This is a genomic window from Streptomyces sp. NPDC107521 (assembly GCF_055598485.1).
Genome location: NZ_JBVKAT010000020.1, coordinates 18,921 through 42,282, shown reverse-complemented (window position 1 = coordinate 42,282; position 23,362 = coordinate 18,921). Strand labels below are relative to the sequence as shown.

At 70.9% G+C, this 23,362-nt stretch carries 17 protein-coding genes and 3 pseudogenes; 9 read left to right on the top strand and 11 right to left on the bottom strand.

The genetic code is table 11. From position 1 onward, the window contains the following. The first annotated feature begins 13 nt into the window (after positions 1-13). From ACZ7LB_RS25610 to ACZ7LB_RS25595, 4 genes and pseudogenes are all read left to right on the top strand, one after another. On the top strand, positions 14-1,480 hold the full coding sequence (locus tag ACZ7LB_RS25610; RefSeq protein WP_471471534.1) for an aldehyde dehydrogenase family protein: 1,467 nt from the start codon (positions 14-16) through the stop codon (positions 1,478-1,480). 31 nt (positions 1,481-1,511) lie between these two features. After that, positions 1,512-2,258: an SDR family NAD(P)-dependent oxidoreductase gene (locus ACZ7LB_RS25605; RefSeq protein ID WP_471471533.1), complete on the top strand. Its 747-nt coding sequence runs from the start codon at positions 1,512-1,514 to the stop codon at positions 2,256-2,258. A 1,869-nt stretch (positions 2,259-4,127) separates the two neighbouring features. Then, complete coding sequence (locus ACZ7LB_RS25600; RefSeq protein ID WP_471471531.1) at positions 4,128-4,685, top strand: avidin/streptavidin family protein; 558 nt, start codon at positions 4,128-4,130, stop codon at positions 4,683-4,685. A gap of 1,157 nt (positions 4,686-5,842) precedes the next feature. Then, positions 5,843-5,950 (top strand): annotated as a pseudogene (locus tag ACZ7LB_RS25595) (hypothetical protein); the annotation flags it as partial. A 195-nt stretch (positions 5,951-6,145) separates the two neighbouring features. On the opposite strand, the pseudogene ACZ7LB_RS25590 reads toward ACZ7LB_RS25595, so the two are convergent. Continuing rightward, a pseudogene (locus tag ACZ7LB_RS25590) lies at positions 6,146-6,601 on the bottom strand (GNAT family N-acetyltransferase); the annotation flags it as partial. A gap of 63 nt (positions 6,602-6,664) precedes the next feature. Between ACZ7LB_RS25590 and ACZ7LB_RS25585 the strand changes: the two are divergent. Both ACZ7LB_RS25585 and ACZ7LB_RS25580 read left to right on the top strand, forming a co-directional pair. Then, entirely contained in the window at positions 6,665-7,138 is a 474-nt protein-coding gene (locus ACZ7LB_RS25585; RefSeq protein ID WP_471471629.1) for an IS3 family transposase, read from the top strand. Then, positions 7,065-7,214 (top strand): annotated as a pseudogene (locus tag ACZ7LB_RS25580) (IS3-like element ISRhosp1 family transposase); the annotation flags it as partial. The gene ACZ7LB_RS25585 and the pseudogene ACZ7LB_RS25580, both read left to right, overlap by 74 nt. Before the next feature lie 435 nt (positions 7,215-7,649). Here ACZ7LB_RS25580 and ACZ7LB_RS25575 read toward each other — a convergent pair. The 5 genes from ACZ7LB_RS25575 to ACZ7LB_RS25555 form a co-directional block, all read right to left on the bottom strand. Beyond that, positions 7,650-8,471: an ABC transporter ATP-binding protein gene (locus tag ACZ7LB_RS25575; RefSeq protein WP_471471628.1), complete on the bottom strand. Its 822-nt coding sequence runs from the start codon at positions 8,469-8,471 to the stop codon at positions 7,650-7,652. Positions 8,472-8,500: 29 nt separating this feature from the next. Then, entirely contained in the window at positions 8,501-9,418 is a 918-nt protein-coding gene (locus ACZ7LB_RS25570; protein WP_471471627.1) for a FecCD family ABC transporter permease, read from the bottom strand. A gap of 143 nt (positions 9,419-9,561) precedes the next feature. Further along, complete coding sequence (locus tag ACZ7LB_RS25565; RefSeq protein WP_471471626.1) at positions 9,562-10,554, bottom strand: FecCD family ABC transporter permease; 993 nt, start codon at positions 10,552-10,554, stop codon at positions 9,562-9,564. Positions 10,555-10,921: 367 nt separating this feature from the next. Next, entirely contained in the window at positions 10,922-11,737 is an 816-nt protein-coding gene (locus ACZ7LB_RS25560; protein ID WP_471471529.1) for a siderophore-interacting protein, read from the bottom strand. Beyond that, positions 11,734-12,753 (bottom strand): ABC transporter substrate-binding protein, encoded by a 1,020-nt coding sequence (locus tag ACZ7LB_RS25555; RefSeq protein WP_471471527.1) that lies wholly within the window; start codon positions 12,751-12,753, stop codon positions 11,734-11,736. Before ACZ7LB_RS25555 ends, ACZ7LB_RS25560 begins: the two co-directional genes overlap by 4 nt. A 101-nt stretch (positions 12,754-12,854) precedes the next feature. Between ACZ7LB_RS25555 and ACZ7LB_RS25550 the strand changes: the two genes are divergently transcribed. Further along, the gene (locus ACZ7LB_RS25550) at positions 12,855-13,685 is read left to right on the top strand and encodes a helix-turn-helix transcriptional regulator (RefSeq protein WP_471471525.1); all 831 of its coding nucleotides are present in this window, start codon (positions 12,855-12,857) and stop codon (positions 13,683-13,685) included. Between the two features lie 597 nt (positions 13,686-14,282). On the opposite strand, the gene ACZ7LB_RS25545 is transcribed toward ACZ7LB_RS25550, so the two are convergent. From ACZ7LB_RS25545 to ACZ7LB_RS25525, 5 genes are all read right to left on the bottom strand, one after another. Beyond that, positions 14,283-15,557 (bottom strand): beta-ketoacyl-[acyl-carrier-protein] synthase family protein, encoded by a 1,275-nt coding sequence (locus ACZ7LB_RS25545; protein WP_471471523.1) that lies wholly within the window; start codon positions 15,555-15,557, stop codon positions 14,283-14,285. Continuing rightward, positions 15,550-16,758 carry an MFS transporter gene (locus ACZ7LB_RS25540; protein ID WP_471471521.1) on the bottom strand — a complete coding sequence of 403 codons (1,209 nt, stop codon included), beginning with the start codon at positions 16,756-16,758 and terminating at the stop codon, positions 15,550-15,552. The genes ACZ7LB_RS25545 and ACZ7LB_RS25540 overlap by 8 nt, the downstream gene beginning before the upstream one ends. Before the next feature lie 97 nt (positions 16,759-16,855). Further along, positions 16,856-18,067, bottom strand: a complete 1,212-nt coding sequence (gene hemA, locus ACZ7LB_RS25535) for a 5-aminolevulinate synthase (protein WP_471471520.1) — start codon at positions 18,065-18,067, stop codon at positions 16,856-16,858. A gap of 28 nt (positions 18,068-18,095) precedes the next feature. After that, complete coding sequence (locus tag ACZ7LB_RS25530) at positions 18,096-19,640, bottom strand: 3-hydroxyacyl-CoA dehydrogenase (RefSeq protein ID WP_471471518.1); 1,545 nt, start codon at positions 19,638-19,640, stop codon at positions 18,096-18,098. Positions 19,641-20,376: 736 nt separating this feature from the next. Next, positions 20,377-20,769, bottom strand: coding sequence for a hypothetical protein (locus tag ACZ7LB_RS25525; protein WP_471471517.1), 393 nt, complete (start codon positions 20,767-20,769; stop codon positions 20,377-20,379). A gap of 378 nt (positions 20,770-21,147) precedes the next feature. On the opposite strand from ACZ7LB_RS25525, the gene ACZ7LB_RS25520 reads away from it, so the two are divergent. Together ACZ7LB_RS25520 and ACZ7LB_RS25515 are read left to right on the top strand one after the other, a co-directional pair. Beyond that, positions 21,148-22,440 carry an extracellular solute-binding protein gene (locus ACZ7LB_RS25520; RefSeq protein WP_471471515.1) on the top strand — a complete coding sequence of 431 codons (1,293 nt, stop codon included), beginning with the start codon at positions 21,148-21,150 and terminating at the stop codon, positions 22,438-22,440. After that, positions 22,430-23,344 carry a carbohydrate ABC transporter permease gene (locus tag ACZ7LB_RS25515; RefSeq protein WP_471471514.1) on the top strand — a complete coding sequence of 305 codons (915 nt, stop codon included), beginning with the start codon at positions 22,430-22,432 and terminating at the stop codon, positions 23,342-23,344. The genes ACZ7LB_RS25520 and ACZ7LB_RS25515 overlap by 11 nt, the downstream gene beginning before the upstream one ends. The last annotated feature ends 18 nt before the right edge of the window (positions 23,345-23,362 follow it).

Sequence of the window (23,362 nt, the reverse complement as noted above, 5' to 3'; positions counted from 1 at the left end):
CCGAGGAGTCTCCATGACCGAGGACACCACCGAGAGCCCCGTCTGGGAGGGCAGGCTCTACTCCCGCGGCTGGCGGACCGGGTCGGGCGACCCGCTCACCGTCACCGCCCCCGGCACCGGCCGGGTCCTGGGCACCGTCGCCGGTGCCACCACCGCCGACCTGGACCAGGCCGTGGAGAGCGCGCGCGCCGCCCAGCGCGCCTGGGCCGCCGCGCCGTACACCGTCCGGGCCGCCGTCCTGCACCGGGCCGCGGCCCTCCTGGAGGCCGACCCCGGCCGCCTCATGCAGATCCTGGTCGCCGAGTCCGGCTCGGGACGGGCGAAGGCCGGGTTCGAGACCGGACTCGTCGTCTCCGAACTGCGCGAGTCGGCGGCGCTGGCCTCGCACCCGTCGGGCGAGATCCTGCGCTCGGCCAAGCCCCGCCTGTCCCTGGCCCGTCGCGTCCCGCTCGGCGTGGTGGGCGTCATCGCGCCCTTCAACTTCCCGGCCATCCTCGCCCTGAGATCGGTGGCACCGGCGCTCGCCCTCGGCAACGCGGTGGTGCTCAAGCCCGACCCCCGCACCTCCGTCTCCGGCGGCCTCGCGCTCGCGGCGCTGCTGGACGAGGCGGGCCTGCCCGAGGGCCTGCTCCACGTGCTTCCCGGCGGCGGCGAACTGGGCGCGGCCCTGGTGGCCCACCCGGAGGTGCCGTGCCTCTCGTTCACCGGGTCCACCGCCGCCGGCCGCAGGATCGCCGGGAGCGCCGCACCGCTGCTCAAGCGGGTGCACCTGGAACTCGGCGGGAACAACGCGATGCTGGTGCTGCCGGACGCCGACGTCCGGGCCGCGGCCTCCGTCGCGGCCTGGGGCTCCTTCCTGCACCAGGGCCAGATCTGCATGACGACCGGACGGCACCTGGTGCACCGCTCCCTCGCCGACGAGTACGTGGCCGCCCTCGCCGAGAGGGCCGCCGGGCTGCCGGTCGGCGACCCGGCCGACCCGGCGAACGCCCTGGGCCCCCTCATCGACGAGCGGCAGCGCGACCGTGTGCACGCCCTCGTGACCGGTGCCGTCGCCGGGGGCGCCACCCTAGTCGCCGGGGGCGAGTACGACGGGCTGTACTACCGGCCGACGGTCCTGACCGGAGTGGCGCCGGACAATCCGGCGTGGACCGAGGAGATCTTCGGCCCGGTCGCCCCCGTACAGGTCTACGACGACGTCGACGAGGCCCTCGACATCATCAACGCCTCCGAGTACGGGCTGTCCGTCTCCATCCTGACCGGCGATCCGCACGCCGCGTTCGGCCTGTGCGACCGCATCGCCTCCGGCGCGGTCCACATCAACGACGCGACCGTCGACGACGAGGCGGTCGCTCCGTTCGGCGGGACCAAGTCATCCGGGACGGGCGGCCGCTTCGGGGGTCCCCACGCCAACCTCGACACCTTCACCGAGATCCAGTGGGTCACTCTGCAAGGTGAGATAGAGCGTTACGATCACTAATATAGATATATGTAGAAAAGGGTGAATCTACATGCGATTCAGTGGCAAGGTCGCTCTGGTCACCGGAGCGGGCTCGGGGATCGGCCGCGCGATCACACTGCGCCTGGCCGGCGAGGGTGCCGTGGTCGTGGCCGGTGACATCAACCTCGCCGGTGCCGAGGAGACCATCGGTCTGGCCGAGAAGGCGGGCGGCAGGGGGCTGGCGATGGCCCAGGACGTCGCCGACCCGGCCGACGCCGAACGCGCCGTGGGCACGGCGGTGGACCGGTTCGGCGGTCTGCACCTGGCCGTCAACAACGCCGGAATCCCCGGGGTGAACCTGCCGATCGCCGATCTGGGCATCGAGGACTGGAACCGGCTCATCGCCATCAACCTCAGCGGTGTCGCCTACGGGCTGCACTTCCAGGTCCCCGCGATCATCGCCTCCGGCGGCGGCGCCATCGTCAACATGGCCTCCATCGCCGGTGCCGTCGCCGTCCCCGAGAACCCCGCCTACACGGCCTCCAAGCACGGTGTCGTCGGCCTCACCAAGGCCGCCGGTGCCGACTACGGAGCGTCCGGCGTACGGGTCAACGCCGTGGGCCCGGGGTTCATCGCGACCCCGCTGCTGGCCGAACTCCCGGCCGAGGTCACCGCGGGCGTCGCCGCCAAGCACGCCCTGGGCAGGCTGGGCCGCGAGGACGAGGTCGCCGCGATGACGGCCTTCCTGCTCAGCGACGACGCCTCCTTCGTCACCGGCAGCTACCACGTCGTGGACGGCGGCTACACGGCGGTGTGAGACGGGCCCGGGCGAGGGGGTGTCCTCGCCCGGGCCCTCCGCGTCCATCCGCGGAGCCGGGACTGGTACCGGGGCCGGGTCATGGCGGGGTCATGGCGGGGTTCGGACGAGGTGCCGTCGGGGCGCCGCTCGGGGACGGTGCTCCGTCACTCCGGCCTCGGCACACTCGCCCCGTTTCCTGTCGCCCCGCCCGTCGGTCCCCGTACGGGGCGGGGTGGGGCGTCGGTGTCGGCTTCGGCACCGGCGTGTGGCCGTGCGACGGAGGGGACGGGGGCGCCACTGCCGGGTGCGTCAGGACGCTTGTGCTGCGGGGGTCCGGCGGCCACCCGCCGACGGGACACTGCGCGAGCAATGGGTGGCCATCGCCCCGAGCCCACCGGGCATGTCACCGCCGTGTCGTACGGCGCCGGCTCACCGTGTGCCCGGAGTCATCGGCCTGGCAACGAAGGCCCGGATCATCGCGGCTGCCAACCAGTCGGCGGGGCACATGGTCATCCGCACCCTGCGGATTCTGGCACCCGGCACGGTGCCGGTGCCGGTGCCTGAGCCGGCCGACTCCGGCCCGGAGCCCGCGGCCGCGCCCGCCGGGCCGCCGTGCACCCGTGAGACCGCCTCGGACGGCTACCGCCGCGCGATCTCCGCCCACCAGGAGGTCGTCGTGCCGTCCCGAGTGGAGTCGACCCGGGGATTGCGGAGGGCGGTCGAGTGGCATACCGCCGCGCTGCGCGAGCTGTCCAGCAGGACGTTTCCTGAGGCCGATGTCGTCCTGGACAATGCGCCGTCCCCGATCGAGCAGGGCCGCGTCGGTCGTCGCCGCGAGGCTGACGCCTCCTACGCGGCGGCTTCGCGCCGGGGCAGGGCACGGTTGGGGCGCGGAGGAGGGTGCCCGCGAGGTCGGGCCACAGGCTGGTCTTGCACTGGCGTGCCAGCAGGAAGCGCCAGAAACCGAAGTTCAGCTCCGCGATGACCTTCCCGCGTGGGACGGTGGCGCCGCCCCGCCCGGCGCACTCCTGAGCCTGGGCGATGTCGCCGCGGGCCTTGCCGGGAAGACCGGGTGGCCCCCGTGCTTTCCCCGCTCGGCGCCACGTCATCAGGACGGGCGGGCCGGGCAGGCGTCGGCGCTCCCGTGGGGAGGCCGGGAGGGCCGACGCCGCCCGCGCCAAGGCGGCCTGGATAGGGCGGTGGTTCCGTACCGAGGGTCACCGTCGATGTCACCATTGCACTGATTTCGGTCATCCAACAGGCTCGTGACCGAATTCGACAGTGTGGCCGTGCTGACGGCGGAGGGCCAAGACGGCTGCGAGGTCGAGTCCCGCACGGACGCCTCGGTCGCGCGCCCGTACGAGGTGCTCGGGCCGGACGGGTGGGGCGTGTCCTCGCCCTGCTCGGGCCGGTGGCCGGAGAGGTGCCGGCCTCCGGCGACATCCCCTTCCCCAATCCGATGGGGCTGCCCGCGTGCGACCACCGAACGCGACGGGCCATCGAAAGGAGCTGGATCTTTCTCTCTGGAAAGAATCACCATTGATCGCGGATCATTATTGAACACGGATTCTTCTTGCCGCTGTTTTCCGCCTCCGTGAATTCCTGTTCCGTTCAGCCGGAAACAGTCTTGCGTCCGAATCCGGTGCCGACGGCGATCTCGCGGCTCCTGCCGCGCCCACCACGAAGAACGAGGCAGAGGCCGCCCTGCCTCCGCCCGGGCCGGCACACCGGCCCAGGGACACGAGTGGCGCTCCCGTAATCCCATGCCGTCTTCAAGGAAGTCCGGAATTTCACTGTCGAGGTCTGCGGAGATTGGGAGAGGCTACTGAACCACGGGCGTCACCATGTCGCTCATCAGTCTCGTGGACACTGATCAGGGGAGAATTCGTGTCTCACAAGAAAAAGACCGTGCTCACTGCCGCCGTGGCCGCCTCGCTCGCCCTCGTCGCCTTCGGCGCGAACGCCTCCGCCGACGCGGGCACGGCCAAGACGAAGGCGGCGAAGGCCACCGCCGTGACCGGCCTCAGCGGTACCTGGTACAACGAACTCGGTTCGACCTTCACGGTGACCGCGGACGCGAACGGCAATCTCACCGGCACATACGACTCGGCGGTCGGCAACGCCGAGAACCAGTACGTGGTGAAGGGCCGTTACGACACCCTTCCCGCGCCGGACCACGGCACGGCACTGGGCTGGACCGTCTCCTGGCGCAACGACTACCGCAACGCCCACTCCGCGACCACCTGGAGCGGCCAGTACTTCGGCGGTTCCAACCCGCGGATCAGCACCCAGTGGCTGCTGACGTCCGGCACCACCTCCGCCGACCAGTGGAAGTCGACGCTGGTCGGCCATGACGAGTTCACCAAGACCGAGCCGTCCGCCGCCAAGATCGCCGCGGCCCGCAAGGCCGGCGTGAACGGTGGGGCCCCCTCCGCACTGAAGTGACGCGCCGACCCGAGCCTGTCGGGACGACGCATCCCCCGAAGGCGCCCGAGACGATTCCCTCTCGGGCGCCCTGCGCCGTGAAGATCCGCGCCAGATCGTCTGCCTAAGCGTTGTCCCGTAACTACTGGTCGCGGGTGAGATGATCTTGCTGTGGCTGGTGTGACCACGGCTGCTCTCAAGATGCAACAGCAAAATGGGCGGATCTCCCCCGAGGGGCTGCTGCCCGTCCTTGAGGGAATCGCTGCCCCCTTAACGTGCCGAAGTCAATGACCTCGTCACAGGCGCGGCCGCCACCAGGCCGCTCGACGGAAGTGTTTTTGGAGTCTACGTTGGTGAATCCGCATGCATTTCCGGTGCGGTGAGTAGTGCACGGGAATGGGTCAAGGGCAACGGGCACTTTCCGGAAAAAGGATGCATCGAGCCTCTCGCCGTACATTGAGAGTGTGTCTCACGTGGCGAGTTTCGCGAGCTTTCATCCCGTCGCCTGTGGAGACCCGGGTATCAGCGTGCCGGGCGGCATCATCGACGTACCGGAAGACCTCACCGAGCCGGGACAGCGCCGGTGCACCGCTCGCCCGACCGGCCAGGGCCCGCCGCACCGCACGGCGTCATGGCCACCACCTCGTCCGACCACATCTCCGCCGCCGCTCACCCGGCCACCTCGGACCAGCCGCCGGTCGTCATCCGCGACGAGACGGCCGTCGTGCCACGCACAGCAGCGCAGGAGAACAGGAGCGTCCGGTTGCACGGCGGTCGCGTCGCCCACACCGCCCGCCAGGAGCCCTCCGGCCGGTGCCGCATGGTCTGCGACACCCTGCCCCTCCACCCGGACGACTTCGACCGCCCCCCGAGCGACACCCTCTGCCGCGCCTGCAGCCGAGTGCCGCGCCTCGCCGTCGACCCGGTCGCCGCGCCGCGCTCCCACACCGTGCGGCCCGCGCCGCGCGCGAGCGGGCCGACGCCATGCCGGCCGAGCGGATCCGGACCGTGCGCGCCGAGTAGGACGGCACGGGACCTTTCCCCGAGTGGTGGACACCTCTGATGCCGGCCCCGGCAGGGGTCGGGCAGGAAGCATTTCTCATGGTGATGGAGGTCTACTCGCCCGCAGGACCTTCTTCGGGCAGCGCGGCGAACTGCGCCAGCAGTACCGCGAGGGCATGGAGGGCCAGCTCGGCGCCCTCGGACCGGCCCTGAACGCGGTGGTGCTGTGCAACAGCCTCTGCATCGACGCCGCCGTCACACAACTGGCCGCCGACGGCTTCCCCGTCACCGACGAACTGCTCGCCCGGCTCTCCCCACTCCAGTACGACCACATCAGCTTCCTCGCCCGCCACGCCTCCACCCGGCCGGCCGTGACGGGCGAGTGCCCACCACCGCTTTCGTCAGCGCCTTCGCGGCGGTCACAGCCGATACATGGCAGGTGTGCGCCGATCTCGCCCTCACCCGGCTTGTGGTGCGCTTCAGGAGAACTTGTACCCGGCGAAGTCGGCGACGTGCACATACCCAATGCGCTGGTAGAGAGCGTTACTGGTGTGATTGTCCGGGTCCGTGAACAGGACGACGTCCGTCGCGCCCGCGGCGAGCGCTGCCCGGCTCACCTCGACCGTCACGGCGCCCGCGTAGCCGCGGCCTCGGAGGTGGGCCGGGGTGTAGACGGGATCGATCCTTGCCATGCTGCCGATGACCGAGGTCGCGGCCGCCATCGAGACGGGGATGCCGTCCGGAGTCTCCCAGAAGGTGAAGTGCCGGTCGCCGAAGCGCGAGTCCTCCCAGGAGCCGGCGTCGATCAAGTCGATGGAGGACTGCTCCCCGACGTCGACGCAGAACTCACGGCACCAGCGCACGACGTGTTCGCGGTCTGTCCCGTCCGTGAGTCGGCCCCTGCCAGGAGTCGGCGAACGCGGTGGCGGTGTCGTGGTGGCTGTACCTGGTTGATCCATGCGGAGGAGGCGAACCATCCGATCGTTCTGTCGTGCCGGGTGCTGAAACCCGCCCGCTCCTCCTGCTACGCCCGGCGCGAGGGCGAGGCTGTCCGCCGTGCCCGGCAGGCCGCCGACGACGCGCTCGCGCACGAGATCACCGCGGTGCACATCGCCTCCCGGCACACCTACGGTGTCCCGCGTATCCACGCCGAACCGCGCCGTCCGGTCCGGCGGGTGAACCGCAAACGCGTCGCCCGTGTGATGCGTGAGCGCGACATCCGCGGTGTCACCCGGCGCAAGAGGCGTTCACCGACCCGGCCGGACGCGAAGGCGAAGCAGGCCCCGGACCTGATCGGCCGCGGCTTCCACACCGAGCGGCCCGGCACCGGGCCGGCCGGCGGCATCACCTGCCTGCCCACCGCCGAAGGCTGGCTCTACCTCGCCCGCTTGGCCGGACCTGGCCACCCGCGAGGCCGTCGGCCACGCCACGGCCGGTCACCACCGCGCCGGACTCGTCGTCGACGCTCCTGACATGGCCCGCGGCCGGGGCGGCCTGGAGTCCGGCCGCGCGATCCACAGCGATCGCGGCAGTGAAGGCACCTCAGCCAAGTTCCGGGACCGAACAGGGAAGTTGGGGCTGCGGCAGAGCTGGGGACGCACCGGATCACGCTTCGGCGACGCTGCCGCGGAGAGCTTCTGGGCCCTGCTCAAGGAGGAGGTCGGCACCCGTGTCCGGCCCGACCGGGCCACCGCCCGAGCCGAGGTCTTCTCCTTCATCGAGACCTCCTGCAACCGCCGCCGCCTGCGAAAGCACCGGACTTTCGGCTACCTCACCCCGACCGAGACCAGGCAGCGGCACCAGCACGCCCTCGCGGCACAACGATCACGTGTCCGAGACCACGGGGAAACGTCAATTGTGCGGTCCTCCCGTCCAGCCGGCATGCCTGCGCACGCTCACAAGGGACCGGAAGCGATGACTTGGGCAGCGGCGGCTGCCCAGCCGTGGTCCACGAGCGGCCCGGCGAGGCGGGACGCGATGGTGTCAGGCGGCCGGGACCACCAGTGGAGTTCCGGTCACCGGGTCCGGGACGATCACGTTCGGCAGGCCGAGGACCTCTTCGATCAGAACCGTGTCCACGATGTCCACGGGCCGGCCCTCCGCATGGACGCGGCCGTCCCTCATGGCCACGAGGTGGTCGGCGAACCGGCATGCCTGGTTGATGTCATGGAGCACCGCGATGACGGTGCGACCGCTGTCGCGCAGCGCGGCGAGCAGCGACAGCAGTTGGTACTGATGGGCGAGGTCCAGGTACGTCGTCGGCTCGTCGAGCAGCAGGTACGGCGTCTCCTGCGCCAGCGCCATCGCGATCCAGGCCCGCTGACGCTGGCCTCCGGAGAGCTGCGCGACCGGACGGTCCGCCAGTTCGGTCACACCGGCCGCAGCCATCGCCTCCCGTACGGCCCGGGCGTCGGCGGCCGTCGTGACGGAGAACGCCGAACGGTGCGGGAAACGTCCACGCGCGACGAGTTGCCGTACCAGCAGGTTCTCCGGGACCGTGAGTTCCTGCGGAAGGAAGCCGATCTGCCGGGCGAGTGCCTTCGGTGGGTACGTCTCCATGGCGCGACCGTCGAGGAACACCGCGCCGGATGACGGCTTGAGAAGCCGGACGAAGGCGCGGAGGAGGGTCGACTTCCCGGAGGCGTTGGCGCCGACGATGGCGGTGAACGCGCCGTCCGGAACGTCCAGACTGAGGTGGGTGGAGATCGTCCGGTCGCCGTAGGAGAGGGTGAGGTCACGCGCCGTCAGTCGCGGACCGGCGGCCGGTGTCCCGGTGCCGGTCGCGGCTGCCGTTCGGGTCGTCATCGGGGATTCGGTCGGGACGTCGGGCTCGGTCACGGTCGGTTGACTTCCTTGATGAGCAGCCAGAGAAGGTAGAGACCGCCGATCGCGGTCGTCACCGCGCCGACCGGCAGCGCGATCGGGGCGATCAGGGTCTGTGCGATCAGATCGGCGGCCAGGAGCAGCACCGCGCCGGTCAGTGCCGCCGGTGCCAGCGGCACTCCGGGCGCGTTGGTGAGGCGTCGTCCGATCTGCGGCGCGGCGAGCGCGATGAACGCGATCGGACCGGCGACCGCGGTCACGGTGGCGGTGCAGCAGACCCCCGCCGCGATCGTCAGGAGCCGGTGCCGGCTCAGGCTGACTCCCGTGGTGACCGCGAGGTCATCGCCGAGCCCGGTCTGGTGCATGGCGCGGGACACGGCGGCGAGCAGGCCCGCGAGCGCCGCGGCGATGACCAGCGGGAGGGTCAGGTCGTCCCAGCCGATCCCGTTGAGGGAACCCGCGCTCCAGCCGGACGCGGCGAGGGCGACGTCCAGCTCGGCCCGGAGCACGATCCAGGCGTTCAGGGCGGTGAGCATCGCGTTCACACCGATGCCGATCACGATGAGCCGCAGGCCGCTGAGTCCCGATCGCAGTGACAGCAGCAGGATGACCGTCGCCGTGAGCAGTCCGCCCGCGACCGAGCCGAGGGCGAGCTGGGCGGCGGTTCCGCCGAACACCGTGATCGAGACCAGCGCGCCGGTGTACGCCCCGGTGTCGAGGCCGATCACGTCAGGGCTGCCGAGCGCGTTACGGGTGAGATTCTGGAAGACGGCCCCCGCGCAGCCCAGCAGCGCGCCGAAGACACAGGCTGCGGTGGTGCGGGGCAGTCGCCATTCCCGGACGACGATCACCGACTCTCCCTGCCCGGCGAGTGCGCGCAGTGCCTCCGCCGGGGTGCTCCAGGTGTCGCCCCGGCAGAGTCCGGCCATGAAGAGCGCCAGCAGCACCCCGAGGAGCGCGGTCGCGCCCAGGACCGTACGCCGTTCGAGGCCGAACGGCGTACGGGACTCCTCGTGCCCGGACGGGGCGAGGGCGTCGGGGGGAATGGGTGTCGAGGGAGGGTTCGTGCTGGTCACAGTGGCCTCGCCCCATGGCGTTGGGTGGTCCAGATGAGCACCGGAGCGCCGATGAACGCGGTCACGACGGCCACCGGCACCTCACCGGTCCTGAGCAGCACCCGCGACGCGATGTCCGAGACCAGCAGCAGGACCGGCCCCAGGACCATGGAGTACGCCATCAGCCACGGCACCGATCCGCCCGCCGGCCGCCGGACCAGGTGCGGAACCATCAGCCCCAGAAAGGCGATCGGTCCGGCCACGGCCGTCGCCGCGCCCGCGAGCAGGGTGATGACGACGAGTACGGTCAGCCGGGAGCGCACGACATGGATACCGAGCGCGTGGGCCACGTCCTCCCCGAGCGACAGGGCGTTCAGCGGCCGGGTGAGCGCCATCGCGCAGACCAGGGCCACGACGATCGTCAGGACCGGCAGCGTGAGCGGGAGCTGTTCGCGGCCCGCCAGCGAGCCGACGGCCCAGAACCGGAAGTGGTCGAAGGCGTCCGGCAGCGTCAGCCGCAGCCCCAGGGAGATCCCCGCGAGTACGGAGCTGAGGGCGACGCCCGCGAGGACCAGTCGCAACGGAGCCGCCCGGCCGACGGCCTGGACCACGAGAGCGGCGAGCAGTGAACCGATGAGCGCGAGCCCCAGCTGTCCGGCCTGGGAGCCCGCGAGCCCGAACACCGTGCCGAGCGTGATGGCGAACCCGGCTCCGGCAGTCACTCCGAGGATGCCCGGCTCGGCCAGCGGGTTACGGGTCAGCGTCTGCATCAGCGCGCCCGCGGCGGCGAGGGCCGCGCCCGCGCAGATCCCCAGGATCGTCCTGGGCACCCGGATGCCACGGACGATCAGATGGTCGTCCGTGCCGGCGTACCCGGTGAAGGCCCGCCACACCTCGGCGGGCGGGACCGTGTGGGATCCGATGCTCACACTCGCGACCGCGACGACGGCGAGCAGACCGAGAGCGGCGAGCAGGAACGCGGTCCTGGGCAGGGCGACGGCTTCTTCCAGGGGCGGCCCGTCCTTCGGGGGCGCCTCTCCGTCTTCTCGCGGAAGCGCCGCCGTTCGCGGGTGCGCCCCTTCCCACGGGGGCGCGGCTCCCCGCGGCGTCTCCCCTTCCCGAGGATTCGGCCCGGCCTGACCGAACGCGGCTCCGCCCGGGGCCCCGTGCTCCTCCGGGGACCCGGAACCCTGCGGGTGCGGGGCTTCCTGCGGGCACGCCCCTGGCCCGGTGCCACCGGACCCCCGCGTCCGACCGGCCTCGTCCGTGCTCTCGGACACCGGTGGAGCCCCGGACTCGTACGGTTCCGGCTCACCGACCGGGCCCGTGTCCCTCGGTGTTCCCGCGGAAGCGCCCGTGCGCGCCCGGCCGGGTGGATCAGTCATCAAGGCCGGCGACACCGCGCTTCCAGTACCCCGTGAACAGCGCGTCGACCCGACCCCTGGCCCAGGCACGCAGCGGTTTGATGTCATCGGCCTCGCCAGCGGCGAACAGGAACACGCCCGTCGGGGGAAGGACGAGGGCCTCGACCGCGGCCGCGAGGAGGGAGCGGTTCTCCTCCCGTACGAGCCGGGTGAACTCCACTCCGGCGCGCGAGGCGAGCGGATAGGCGTGCTCGTCTGCGTGCTCGGTCTCGATCACGAAGTGGGCCGAGACCTCACACGGGGACTCCTCGAGCCAGCGCGCGGCGGCCGGGAGCGCGGTGGCGTCGACCGCGAAGACATAGTGGTCGTAGGTGTGCGGGAACGCCTTCGCTCCCGGTGGTCCGGCGATCGCGACCGGGTCGCCCGGTTCGGCGGCGAGGGCCCACTCGGACGCGGTTCCGCCCGGATGGAGCACGAAGTCCAGGTCCAGTTCGCCGGATTCGGCGTCGAACCGCCGGACGGTGTACTTCCGGGCGGTGGGCAGAGGGCGCGGCCAGTCGAGCATCAGCCGGTCGTTGCTGACCGGGAGCCGGAGGGTGCCGTCCGGATCGGGGAAGAGGATCATGACGTGATCGTCGGCCTGGTAGCTGTGGAAGCCGTTGAGGGAGGTGCCGCCGAGGGTGAGCCGCATCATGCGGGGGCTCACCCGCTCCTTGCGGAGCAGCGGTACGGTGCGTATGCCGATCGGATAGCCGATCCGCACGGTGCCGCTGCCCGACCGGTGGTGCGCGGCGACCCTCTCGCGCGGATTGAGGCGTTCGATACTCATCGGTCGAGCAGTGGCGCGAGCGCCTTGTCGGTGGCTTCCAGCGTCTTGACCGCCGAGGCGTAGGTGGCGGCTTCGGTGAAGGCCAGCGGGAAGACCTTTCCGGCCTTGACCGCGGGCAGGTTCTTCCACAGTTCGGAGTCGAGCACGTACTGCACGGGCTCGCTCACCGAACCGTCGTCCTCCACGGTGTAGGTGATGGCGTCCGCGTCGGCGAGGCTCGCGGGAAGCTCCTCGATGGAGGGGAACTCGCTGACGTCGAGCGAGCCGCCCCCCTTCTCCTTCACCCGGCCGTAGTACGTCACTCCGATGTCCTGGGCGATGTTGGTGCCCCAGGACTGGCCGAACTCACGGTGGAAGGTCCCCTTGGCGACATCGCCGTAGGCCCCGACATGGCCGAAGTCCACCCCCTTGAGGGCCCCGGCGTACTTCGCGGTCAACTCGGCCGCCTTCTTCTCGTACGCGGCGCGGCCCTTCTCGAAGTGGCCGAGCCTGCCCGCGGCGTCGGCCTGCCGCTTGGAGAGGTCACGCCAGGCTGAGGGGACGGTGGGGCCGATGGCCACGACGGGGGCGATGGACTCCAGACGCTTGACGTCGATGTCGGCGATGACCGGCTTGGGCACCCCGATGACGATGAGGTCCGGCTTGGTGCTCGCGATGGCCTCGTAGTTCGTCTCCGCCGCGAGGGCGCCCGCGACCTTCTTCAGACCCTTGTAGGTGGCGAGGTCGTCCTTGTCCATCATCGCCAGGCCCCGGTCCCACGTGGAGATGCCCACCAGATCGGCACCGGCCTCGATCAGGACCGGGACGGCGTAGCCGGTGGCGACGACCCGCTTGGGATCGACCGGAATCTCGACCCTGCCGTTGTCGGCGGCGAACACACGGGTCTTGGCCGTTTCACCGGACTTCCCGCCGGAGCCCGAGCCGGACGTGCCGCAGCCGGCCAGCAGGGCGATCGGGAGCGTCGCCGCTCCGGCGATGAGAGCGCGTGACACACGGCGCGAGGGGCGAGAGGACATGAGGGCGTTCCTTAGGGATGCACAAGTGGTGCGAACAGGGGCCGAATCGTCCGGAACTTCCGGGCGATTCAGTTAGGTTAGCCTTACTTAAAATCGGTTTGATGTCGATGAGAGGTCACCTCATGTCGATCACAGGACCCGGCCGTACGGATCCGGTCCGCTGCGACGAGTACGCCTACGGCCTCGGCGACCCCGCCGGTATCCTCGTGCTGCGGTACCGCTCCGCCGGGGCCCTGGAGTTCGGCACGAGCCGCCAGGACTTCCTTCACCAGCTCTACTGGTCGCCGGACGGCGTGCTGTCGACCGTGTACGGCCGGCACCGCGGCTTCGTGGGACCGCAGGAGGCGTTGTGGTCCGAGCGTGCCGTCGACCACGAGGTGCGGGCCGCCGACCGGCAGACCGTGTACCGGATCTGTCTGCGTCAGGTGCCCGAAGCACTGGCCGAACTGCGCATCGGCCCCGTGGCCGTCGGAGAGCAGGCGGCCCGGCTCATCGAGACGATCGCCTCCCCCGGCTTCGGGGAGAGCGAGGCGCTCACCGCACGGCAGCGGATTCTGGCGGATCTCCGTCCGTCTCCTCAGGACGTCGCCGATCCGCGCGCCTTCGGTCACGGCCACGCGCTGGCCGTCACGCGGCTGATGTCCCACGACCCCGGGGACGCCACCCGGCTCGACGAGTGGGCCGCACGGCTCCACATCAGCGTGAAGAGCCTGCAGAGGGACTTCCTGCGCGAGTTCGGCACTTCGTACACCCACTGGCGCACCGGGCTCCGGCTCCGGGCTGCCCGCGTGCTGCTGGGCGCCGAACCGGTCGCGACGGTCGCCCGCCGCGTCGGATACGCGAGTTCGTCGGCCTTCGTCGTGGCGTTCACGAAGGAGTACGGGCAGACGCCCGGCCGGTACATCCGCGCCCTGCGGGACGACGAACGCTGATCCCCTTTCGCCGTGCTGCCGTGCTGCCGTGCTGCCGTGCTGCCGTGCTGCCGGGCGCGATCCGCGTGATCCCGGGCCCGTATCGACCGTGCACCGTGCCGCGCGGGGTCGTCGACGGGGCCGTTCCCGTGCCCGGCTCGGTGCGGCCCGCCTGCGCCTCTGAGTCGGCAGCCGCGCGGGATCCTCCGGCTCGTCATGCGGGCGAGGGGGTGCTCGACGCGGGTGCGGGCCTTGCGGTGGGAGGTGCTGTGGTCCTCCTTCCGGGCCGGCGGTGGTGCGGGGTGGTCAGGCCGGTGCCCCGGTGTCCCGGTCGCCGCCGTCGGCGTCGACGACGACCTGGTGGTTGGTGGAGTGGCGGTGGTTCCCGCTGGAGGCGGTGACGGTCCGGTGCGGGTGGTCCGACCCGGAACAGGTGCACGGACCACGGCAACCCGGCCGCCCCGAGCCTCGCCCGATCACCCGCGGCGGCACCTTGGACTGGGTGCCCGCACCGCGAACGTGGCGGTCTCCGCCCATCTGACGGGCACCGCTGACGGCGTGTCCCGTCGGTGGTACGTCCCGCCGAGGGATACGCCGGGGTGGCCCGGGGCGCGGATCTCAGGCCGCCGCCCCCATCGCCAGCACGGACGTCTGACTCCCGAAGGCGAACGACATGGACACCGCGAGATCGAACGAGGTGTCACGGGCGCCCTCCGCCACGTGGTCGTGGTCGCACTCCGGGTCGGGCGTCGTCAGATTGATCGTCGGCGCGAGCCGCTGGTGGTGCAGCATCAAAGCGGTGGAGGCGGCGTTGATGATCCCGGCCAGACCGAAGGTGTGCCCGTAGATCGGCTTGTTGGAGCTGATCGGGGGCAACGCCCCGGGGCCGCGGCCGGGGTACAGCGCGCGCAGGGCCCGGCTCTCGGCGAGGTCGTTGTAGCGGGTCGCGGTCCCGTGGGCGCAGAAGTAGCCCACCTCGTCCGGGCGGCGCCCGGCCTCGTCCAGGGCCTCCACCACCAGACCGGCGGTGACCTTGCCGGTCAGGTCCATGGTGGTGGGGTGCTCGGCCTCGTTCATCGAGGCGTGGGCGAGGACACGGGCGTACACCCGGGCCCCGCGCCGCAGGGCGGTCGACTCCCGCTCCAGGCACAGCACCACGGAGCCCTCGCCGAGGGCGAACCCCTCGCGGTCGGCGCTGTAGGGGCGCACCGCGCGGGACGGGTCCTCGCACTCCGTGGAGAGCACACCGTTGCCCAGCGCCCGGTAGCAGTGCGCCACCTCGGGCAGGATGGGGAACTCGTGGCCGCCGACCAGGACGGCGTCGCTGCTGCCCGCCCGCAACTCCCGCAGGGCCAGGCCGATCGCCTGGTGGCCGCCGACGCAGGCGTTGCTGACAGTCGTGACGAGGCCCTGCGCCCCGGTGTGGATGGCGGCCAGACTGGCCGGGGTGCCGGGCAGCCCGCGGAACATGGCGCCCTTGTCGTCGTACGCAGCCGGGTCCTCGCCGCGCAGCACCGGCTGCCACCAGGAGAGCGGGCCGCGCGACGAGGAGAAGACCACGCTGAGCCGCCGGGGATCGACGTCCCCCTGGGCCAGGCCCGCGTCGTCGCGGGCCTGGACGAGCGCGGACATCGCGATCAGGATCTCCCGGCTGTACTTGCGGGCGTGGGAGGGGGCGAGGCCGGGCAGGCGGGCGGTGTGGTCGAAGTCGCGTATCTCGGCCGCCGCGTGCACGGGCAGCCCCTCGGCGGGGCCGTCGAACCGGGTGAGGGCCCCGATCTGGGACCGCCCGCCCGAGACGTGCCGCCAGAACTCCGCGGCCGATCCGGTGCCGGGCAGCAGGGTGCCTATCCCGGTGATGACGACGGGGTCGTCGGCAGGTCGGTCAGTCATCGTCGGAAACTCCTTGCCGCGCGGGAGCACTGCGTGTCTCCCGCACCGGACCGGTGGGGGTCGGACGTCCGTAGGTGAGGGCCGCGACGGTGACGGCGACGGCCGCGAGGACGAAGGCGGGCACGGCGGTCGACTCGGGGCCCCAGGCGTTGACGAGGAGGCCGCCGGCCGCGCCGCCGATGGCGATGCCCAGGTACAGGGCCGAACTGTTGAGCGCCACGGTGAAGGGGCCGCTCGCCTCGCTGAGCGAAAGCAGCCGGTGCTGCTGGGGCACGAGGTACATCCATCCGGTGGCGCCCCAGACGAACAGGGCGACGCCGGCCCCCATCAGGGACCCGGACCACAGCGGCAGCAGGGCCAGGTCCACCGCCATGCCGCCGACGGCGAGCAGGAGCACCGCCCGGTTGCCCAGCCGGTCGGTGACGATTCCGGCGATGGCGTTGCCCGCGACGGCGCCGACGCCGAAGACGAACAGCAGCACCGACAGCGCCCGCCCGCCGTGGGTGGCGTCCTGGAGCACCGGGCCGATGTACGTGTAGACCACGTGCTCGGAGGTGACGGCGAGCAGGGTGACCGACAGGGTGATCAGGACGGCCGGACTGCGCAGGCCCGCGAGCCGTTCGGCCAGCGGATGCCTGCCCGCGGGCGCCAGCCTGGGCAGCATCAGGACCCCCAGCAGCGCGACCCCGCCCAGCGCGGCGACCGCCCACAGCGTGGCCCGCCAGCCCGCCAGGCCGCCGATCCAGGTGCCGATCGGCACCCCCAGCGCGGTGGCCACGGTCAGGCCGCCGATGACGATGCCCAGTGCCCGGCCCCTGCGCTCCTCGGGGACCAGGGACGCGGCGGCGGCTGAAGCCTGGGGCGTGTACGAGGCGGCGCCGAGCGCGGCGACGAACCGGCCCGCCGCGACCCATCCGTAGGAGCCGCCCAGTGCGGAGATCACGTTGCCGAGGATGAACACCCCCAGCCCGCAGGCCAGTACGGTCCGGCGGGACAGCGGGCCGGTGATCGTGGCGCTGACCGGGGCGGACAGCGCGTATGTCAGGGAGAACACGGTGATCAGCTGACCGGCGGCACCGGGGGAGACACGGAGGTCGTCCGCGATCTCCGGCAGCACACCGGCGATCACGAACGCGTCCGTGCCGATGGCGAAGGCGCCCACCGCTAGCAGCCAGAGCACGGGCGGGGTTGCGTTTTTCACGGGAATCCTTGGAATCTTGTGTTCAGGTTCGGCCGTCGCCCCGGCACGAGCGCCGTTCCGGCACTCGTGCCGGGGCGACGGCCGCCGGCCGGTGCGATCAGCGGTTGCGGGGAAGACCGGCCGCCGACCACACGGCGTCGAGTGCCTCGACGAACGCCTGGACGTCCTCGGCCGTGTGACGGGAGGTGGGCGTGACGCGCAGCCGCTCGGTGCCCGCGGGCACGGTCGGCGCGTTCACCGGCTGGACGTAGATGCCGTGGTCGCCCAGGAGCAGCGCGCTGACCTCCTTGTTGCGGTGCGGGTCGCCGACGAGCACCGGGACCACGTGGCTGTCCCGCGAGATGACCGGGATGCCCCGCGCGGCCAGCGCCTCCTTCAGCTCCGACGCGCGCGCCCGCAGCAGGTCCCGCTGGGTGGAGTCGTGGCGGACCAGACGCAGTGCGGACAGCGCGCCGGCCACCAGCGGCGCCGGGGCGGAGGTGCTGAAGACGAACGGGGCCGCGAAGGTCCGCACGCTGTCGATGACCGAGGCCGGCCCGGCGATGTAACCGCCGGCCCCGCCGAGCCCCTTGCCGAAACCGCCCTGGAAGACGGTGATCCGGTCGCGGACGCCCCGCTCCTCCGCGTAGCCGGAGCCCTCCTCGCCGTAGATGCCGACCGCGTGGATCTCGTCCAGGTAGGTCAGGGCGCCGAACTCGTCGGCGACGTCCACGATCTCCCGGACCGGGGAGAAGTCGCCCTCCATGGAGTACAGGGACTCGAAGACGACCAGCTTGGGCGCGTCCGGGTCCGTCTCCTCCAGGAGCTTGCGCAGATGGCCCGTGTCGTTGTGGCGGAAGATCCTCTTCTGCGCGCCGCTGTTGCGGACGCCCTGGATGATGGACGCGTGGTTCAGCTCGTCGGAGACGATCACCAGACCGGGTATGCGCCGGCCCAGCACCGACAGGGTGGCGTCGTTGGCCGCGAAGCCGGTGCTGAACAGCAGCGCCCGCTCCTTGCCGTAGAGCGAGACGAGCTCGGCCTCCAGGTCCTCGTGGAAGGTGCTGGTGCCCGAGATGCTGCGCGCGCCGCCGGTGCCCAGGCCCACGCCGCGCACCGCGTCGGCGACCGCGTCGATGACCGCCGGGTGGTGGCTCAGCGAGAGATAGTCGTTGGAGCACCAGACGGTGATCTCGCGCGGACCGTCGGCGGCGTGGAGCACGGCCCGCGGGGCCGTCTCGGCGCGGCGCTCCAGATTCAGGTACGTCCGGTAGCGCCCCTGCTCTTTGGCCGACGCGACGTCCTGGGCGAGGTGTGACAGAGCCTGCATCGGTGGTGTGTCCCTTTCCGGCATGGGGTCAGGCCGCGAGCGGGCCGGTGCGCAGCGCGCCGCGGCGCAGTGCGGGGGAGGGGCGGTAGTGCCCGTCCCGGTGTTCGTCGTCGAGGTTCTCCAGCAGGGCGAGGACCGAGGGCAGCCCGATCCGCTCGCCCCAGGCGACGGGCCCCAGCGGGTAGTTGGTGCCCAGGCGCATGGCGGTGTCGATGTCGGCGGCGCTCGCCAGGCCGTCGGCCACAGCGTCCAGCGCGATGTTGACGAGCATGGCGACGGTGCGGAACACCAGCAGCCCCGGGATGTCGTCCACCGTGCTGACGTCCTTGCCCAGCAGCTGGAACAGGCCCACCGCGGCGTCCCGCGAGGCGTCGGACACCTCGCCGCTCACCGCCAGGGCGGTACGGGAGGAGGTGGCGAAGTCCGGGCTCAGGTCGAACAGGACGACCGGACGTTCCGTACGCCGGGCGTGCCGGTCGGCGGTACGCCCGTCGGTCAGACGCAGCAGCGTCCCGTCGGACAGTTCGAACATCCCGTCCAGAGCGCTGCCGCCGGCGGCCGCCACCCGCTCGACGGGGATCCCGGCCGTGACGAGCACGTCCACGAGTCCTCCGGCGGGCCCGGCGTCACCGTGCAGACGCACCTGACGCGGCGGCGGTACGGACACCGGGGTGTGGGTGTCGGGAGCGGGCCGGACGGCGCCGGGCCCGTGGTCGTAGAACCCTCGGCCCGCCTTGCGGCCGAGATACCCGGCCTCCACCAGTTTGCGCTGGACGAGGGAGGGGGCGAAGCGCGCGTCGTGGTGGAAGGAGCTCCACACTCCCCGGGTGACCGCCTCGTTGACGTCGTGGCCGATGAGGTCCATCAGGGCGCAGGGGCCCATGGCGAAGCCCCCCGCGCCCGTGAGGACGGCGTCGATGGTGGCCGGTGACGCCGCCCGCTGTTCCCGGGTGCGCAGCGCCTCCCCGTAGAAGGGGCGTGCCACCCGGTTGACGATGAATCCGGGCAGGTCGGCGGAGAGCACCGGGGTCTTTCCCCAGCGTTCCGCGGTCCTGCGCAGGAAACGGGTGGTGCCCTCGGCCGTGGACGGCGCGGAGACCACTTCGACCAGCGCCATCAGGGGAGCCGGATTGAAGAAGTGCAGTCCCGCGAACCGGGACGGGTTTTCCAGGCCGGCGGCGAGAGCGGTCACGGACAGGGATGACGTGTTGGTGGCGATGACGGTTTCCTCGCCCACATGCTTCTCGATGTGCGCCAGAAGTGCGGACTTGGCCGCCATGTCCTCGTGCACGGACTCCACGACGAGGCCGGCCGATGCCGCTTCGGATAATTCTTCCGAGGTGCTCAGCCGGTCCAGGGCGGCGAGCGCTTCCTCTTTGCCCAGCCGCCCCTTGTCGACCAGCCGGAGGATGCGGCTCTCGATTTCCTCCCGGCCTCGGCGGGAGCTGCCCGCGCGACGGGTCAGCAGGAGCACCCGGTGGCCGGCGAGGAGCGCGACCTGGGATATCCCGGCTCCCATGGCACCGGCTCCGACGACGGTCACAAGGTCGTCCGGTTGCTTGTACGACTTCACAGGATTCCTCGGGGGGAATGGGCTCTACGCCGTGGCGTCCGAACTTCTCCATCAGCACCTTGAGTCAACTTAAGGCACCCGCTCGGACATGGCCGGGGCGTGCAACATGCCGTTCATGGAGGTTTCATCGAGGGCTGCGATTTCCCGCGTTGGTGTCGATCTCGGTGAGGGTCGGTCGTGTTGTTTCAGGGGTTGGTGTTACGGGGCTGGTCAGTGGGCTTTGCGGGTGAGTGTCTTCTTGGGGCCCGGATGGCCGCTGGATCGGACCGGGTGCTGGAAGTCCAACAGGACCTCGGCCGGGGCTTCGCCGGCGTGCCGATCAGCGGCGCGAAGCGAGACCGGACTTCCGGCACCTCCAATCCCGGAACTGGCCCGCACCCGGACGCCCGACAGTCCGCCTGCTGATTTCCGGTCGCTGGAGCGGACCGCGCACAGCATCAGCAAGGCCTTCGAGCACGCGATCGACTGGACGGTCGGCCGTGGCCGACCTCGTCAACACCTACCCCTTGCCGATCCCCACCACGCCCCGCTTGTTCGCACAAATGGCCTTGCGCATCCGGCACGCCGTCGACACCGAGCAGGCGATCACCTTGCTCACCTCTGGCACCACCTCCCGTCGCCCGGCCCACCGGATCGGCCCGTGCCGCGGCAGATGCCCGCCTCCGTTTCCCTGAGCTTCGCACCTGGCTCGCCGATCAGCGGATCACAGGCTCGGGAGCAGCGGACTCCCCTGATCTCAAGAAATCTGGTACCAGCAGGTCGGAGGTTCACCATCCGACAGGCCCATCGCGCCAGGACACGAGTTGCCGGGCGTGGGCGTCCAGGAACGAGACACCGGTCCAACTGATCGCTGGGGGGGGAATCCTGGCGGGGCCGCGATCCGGGTGACGGTGTTCGTGGCCCGGTCCATCTGTACGTAGTTTGCCGAGTATTCGACTCCCTCGGGTACAAAGTATTCAAGATCGTTCGGGTTGGCCGACAGCTTGACATAGGTGCTGACAGTAAAGGTGATCCCGTACCGGACCGGCGAGCTCGAATTCACCCGCGCATGATTCGTGCACTTCCACAGCGTCTTCTTCAGCGGTTCTTCGAACTCGCGGTTGAAATTCAGGTTCGTGCTGTTGGTCATGGGCGTCAGGTCTTCTGACACTCCATCGCCGCCCAAGTTGTCGTTCCAAAGGCGCCCCTTGACCCAGCCGCTGCCGTCCCTCGCGTTCGGCTCATTGACGAGGGTGCACTCGGTGGCGCCGGGACTCGATCCCCCGTACAACGCGCAACCGGCACCGGCAGGGTGGAAAGGCCCGGTGTGGCCTGAGCGTGTCGTGTGCGTCTCCGTGCCGACCGGTGTCTCCACGGCCTCGTGGTACGTACCAAGTCACGTGTGGAGTCCTCACCGCCTTCTTCCGGTCGAAATCCCCTCGCGTCGTGCGGGTCCGCGATCAGGTGGGTAGGGAGGACTCCGGCCACTGACCCCGCACGCCCCGACGAACCCGCACGGAGGAATCCGATGGCACTGCGCATGTCCGGCCGGTACCTGGTCCTGGGATCCCTCCTCCTGCTCACGGTCGCGGGGTGCGGTTCCGGTGGCACCGACGCCTCCGGTAATCGAGGAGGAGACGAACTGACGGTGTGGCTGGCGGTCGACGCCAAGGAGAGTTGGCCGAAGCTGGTCGCCTCCGCCAACAGCCGGTTCGAGAAGGAGCACCCGGGGGTAAAGGTCAACGTCCAGTACCAGCAGTGGGCGACGAAGACCCAGAAGCTCGACGCGGTCCTCGCCGGCCGGCATGTGCCCGACGTGGTGGAGATGGGCAACAGTGAGACCACCAACTACATCGTCAACGACACCTTCGCCCCGCTGGACCCGAAGGCCTTCGAGCATTCCGGGGATTGGCTGCCGGCGCTCGCCGACGCCTGCCGACGCGACGGCAGAACCTACTGTGTGCCGTACTACGCGGGCGCGCGGGTCGGCGTCTACCGCACCGACTACTTCCAGCAGGCGGGCATCACCCGGGCCCCGCGCACCTATCGTGAACTGATCGCCGGTCTCGACCGGTTGAAGGAGACGTTCAGCCCGGAGGACCCCCGGTTCTCGGCGTTCTACCTACCGGGGCGCTACTGGTCCGCCGCCATGGCCTTCGTCAAGGATGCCGGCGGAGAGATGGCGGTCGAGAAGGACGGCCGCTGGCACGGCGCCCTCTCCTCGTCGAAGTCGGTCGCCGGGCTCACCGTCTGGAAGAAGCTCCTGGACGACTACTACGTGGGTGACCGCGCCAAGGACAACGGTGACCAGCCGGCTGTCGTCGGGCAGGGGAAGGTCGGCGTCTTCTACGGAAACACCTGGGAGGCTCAGGCGGCCACCGACCCCAGGTCCGGCGGAGACCCCGGGCTGAAGGGGAAGTTCGCCACCTTCGCCTTCCCCGGCCCGTCCGGGAAGCTGCTCCCGCCCTTCCTCGGCGGAAGCACTCTGGCCGTGCCCGCCAAGTCGGCGAACAAGGACCTTGCCACGGACTGGATCCGCGTCTTCACCGACGAGAAGTCCCAGCGGCAACTGATCGCCGCCAACACCCTGCCCAACAACACGTCCCAGCTCGCGGAGGTCGCCGCCGACGGTGTCAACGGCCCGGCGGCCCGGGCGGCCACGCGCGGCTGGGTCACACCCCTCGCCCCCGGCTGGACATCGGTGGAGAAGTCCAACATCCTGCCGGAAATGCTGGAGCGCATCGCCACCGGCAAGGCGTCCGTCCAGGACGCCGCTCGGGAGGCGGACCGCCGTATCGACGCCGTGATCAATGAGCGCTGAGCCGCTCCGGCGCCGACTGCGCCTCCTGCTGCCCTACCTGCTGATCGCGCCGACACTGCTGGCACTTCTGGTGGTCCTCGGCTATCCGCTGGTCGACATGGCGACCCTGGCCTTCCAGGACATGACCCGCAGGGAACTGTTCAGCGGTGCCACGCCGCCCTGGGTCGGGCTGCGGCAGTTCCGGACGATCCTCGGCGACGAGTTCTTCTGGACGGTGGTGGCCCGCACCGTGCTGTTCACCGTTGTCTGCGTGAGCCTGACGATGGTGCTCGGTCTGTTCACGGCCTTGCTGATGCGACGGACCTCGCCGTGGGTGCGGGCCGTGCTGGCCGGCACGCTCGTCGCCGTGTGGGCGATGCCGGTGATGGTGGCGTCGGCGATCTTCCGCTGGCTCTTCGACGCGGACTACGGAGTGGTCAACTGGCTGCTGTCGCAACTGCCCAGCGTGGACATGGCCCGGCACAACTGGTTCACCGACCCCTGGCAGGGCTTCGCCGTGATCACCGCGGTCGTCGTCTGGGGCGCGCTGCCGTTCGCCGCCGTCACCCTTCAGGCGGCACTCGCCCAGATCCCCCCGGAGATGGAGGAGGCGGCTCGTATCGACGGCGCACGTCCCTCCCAGGTCCTTCGCCACATCACCCTGCCGGCCGTCAAGCCGGTGCTCGTGGTGGTCACCACCCTGATGGCCATCTGGGACTTCGGCGTCTTCAACCAGGTCTGGCTGATGCGCGGCGGGCAGCCCGAGCGTGAGTACTACGTGCTCGGCGTGTACTCGTTCATCGAGTCGTTCGCCGCCAACCGTTACAGCACTGGTGCGGCCATCGCCGTGGTCACCGTCGTCCTGCTGCTTGTCGGGGCCGTGGTCTACCTGCGGCAGATGCTGAAGCTGGGAGAAGCCGAGTGAGAACGGGACAGCGACGAA

What these genes read in the sequence shown, in the direction of transcription:
- ACZ7LB_RS25520 (WP_471471515.1), top strand. Translation starts at nt 21,148, where the DNA reads ATGGCACTGCGCATGTCCGGCCGGTACCTGGTCCTGGGATCCCTCCTC.
- ACZ7LB_RS25525 (WP_471471517.1), bottom strand. Translation starts at nt 20,769, where the DNA reads ATGACCAACAGCACGAACCTGAATTTCAACCGCGAGTTCGAAGAACCG.
- ACZ7LB_RS25560 (WP_471471529.1), bottom strand. Translation starts at nt 11,737, where the DNA reads ATGAGTATCGAACGCCTCAATCCGCGCGAGAGGGTCGCCGCGCACCAC.
- ACZ7LB_RS25575 (WP_471471628.1), bottom strand. Translation starts at nt 8,471, where the DNA reads ATGACGACCCGAACGGCAGCCGCGACCGGCACCGGGACACCGGCCGCC.
- ACZ7LB_RS25555 (WP_471471527.1), bottom strand. Translation starts at nt 12,753, where the DNA reads ATGTCCTCTCGCCCCTCGCGCCGTGTGTCACGCGCTCTCATCGCCGGA.
- ACZ7LB_RS25610 (WP_471471534.1), top strand. Translation starts at nt 14, where the DNA reads ATGACCGAGGACACCACCGAGAGCCCCGTCTGGGAGGGCAGGCTCTAC.
- hemA (WP_471471520.1), bottom strand. Translation starts at nt 18,067, where the DNA reads ATGCAGGCTCTGTCACACCTCGCCCAGGACGTCGCGTCGGCCAAAGAG.
- ACZ7LB_RS25570 (WP_471471627.1), bottom strand. Translation starts at nt 9,418, where the DNA reads ATGGCCGGACTCTGCCGGGGCGACACCTGGAGCACCCCGGCGGAGGCA.
- ACZ7LB_RS25515 (WP_471471514.1), top strand. Translation starts at nt 22,430, where the DNA reads ATGAGCGCTGAGCCGCTCCGGCGCCGACTGCGCCTCCTGCTGCCCTAC.
- ACZ7LB_RS25545 (WP_471471523.1), bottom strand. Translation starts at nt 15,557, where the DNA reads ATGACTGACCGACCTGCCGACGACCCCGTCGTCATCACCGGGATAGGC.
- ACZ7LB_RS25605 (WP_471471533.1), top strand. Translation starts at nt 1,512, where the DNA reads ATGCGATTCAGTGGCAAGGTCGCTCTGGTCACCGGAGCGGGCTCGGGG.
- ACZ7LB_RS25550 (WP_471471525.1), top strand. Translation starts at nt 12,855, where the DNA reads ATGTCGATGAGAGGTCACCTCATGTCGATCACAGGACCCGGCCGTACG.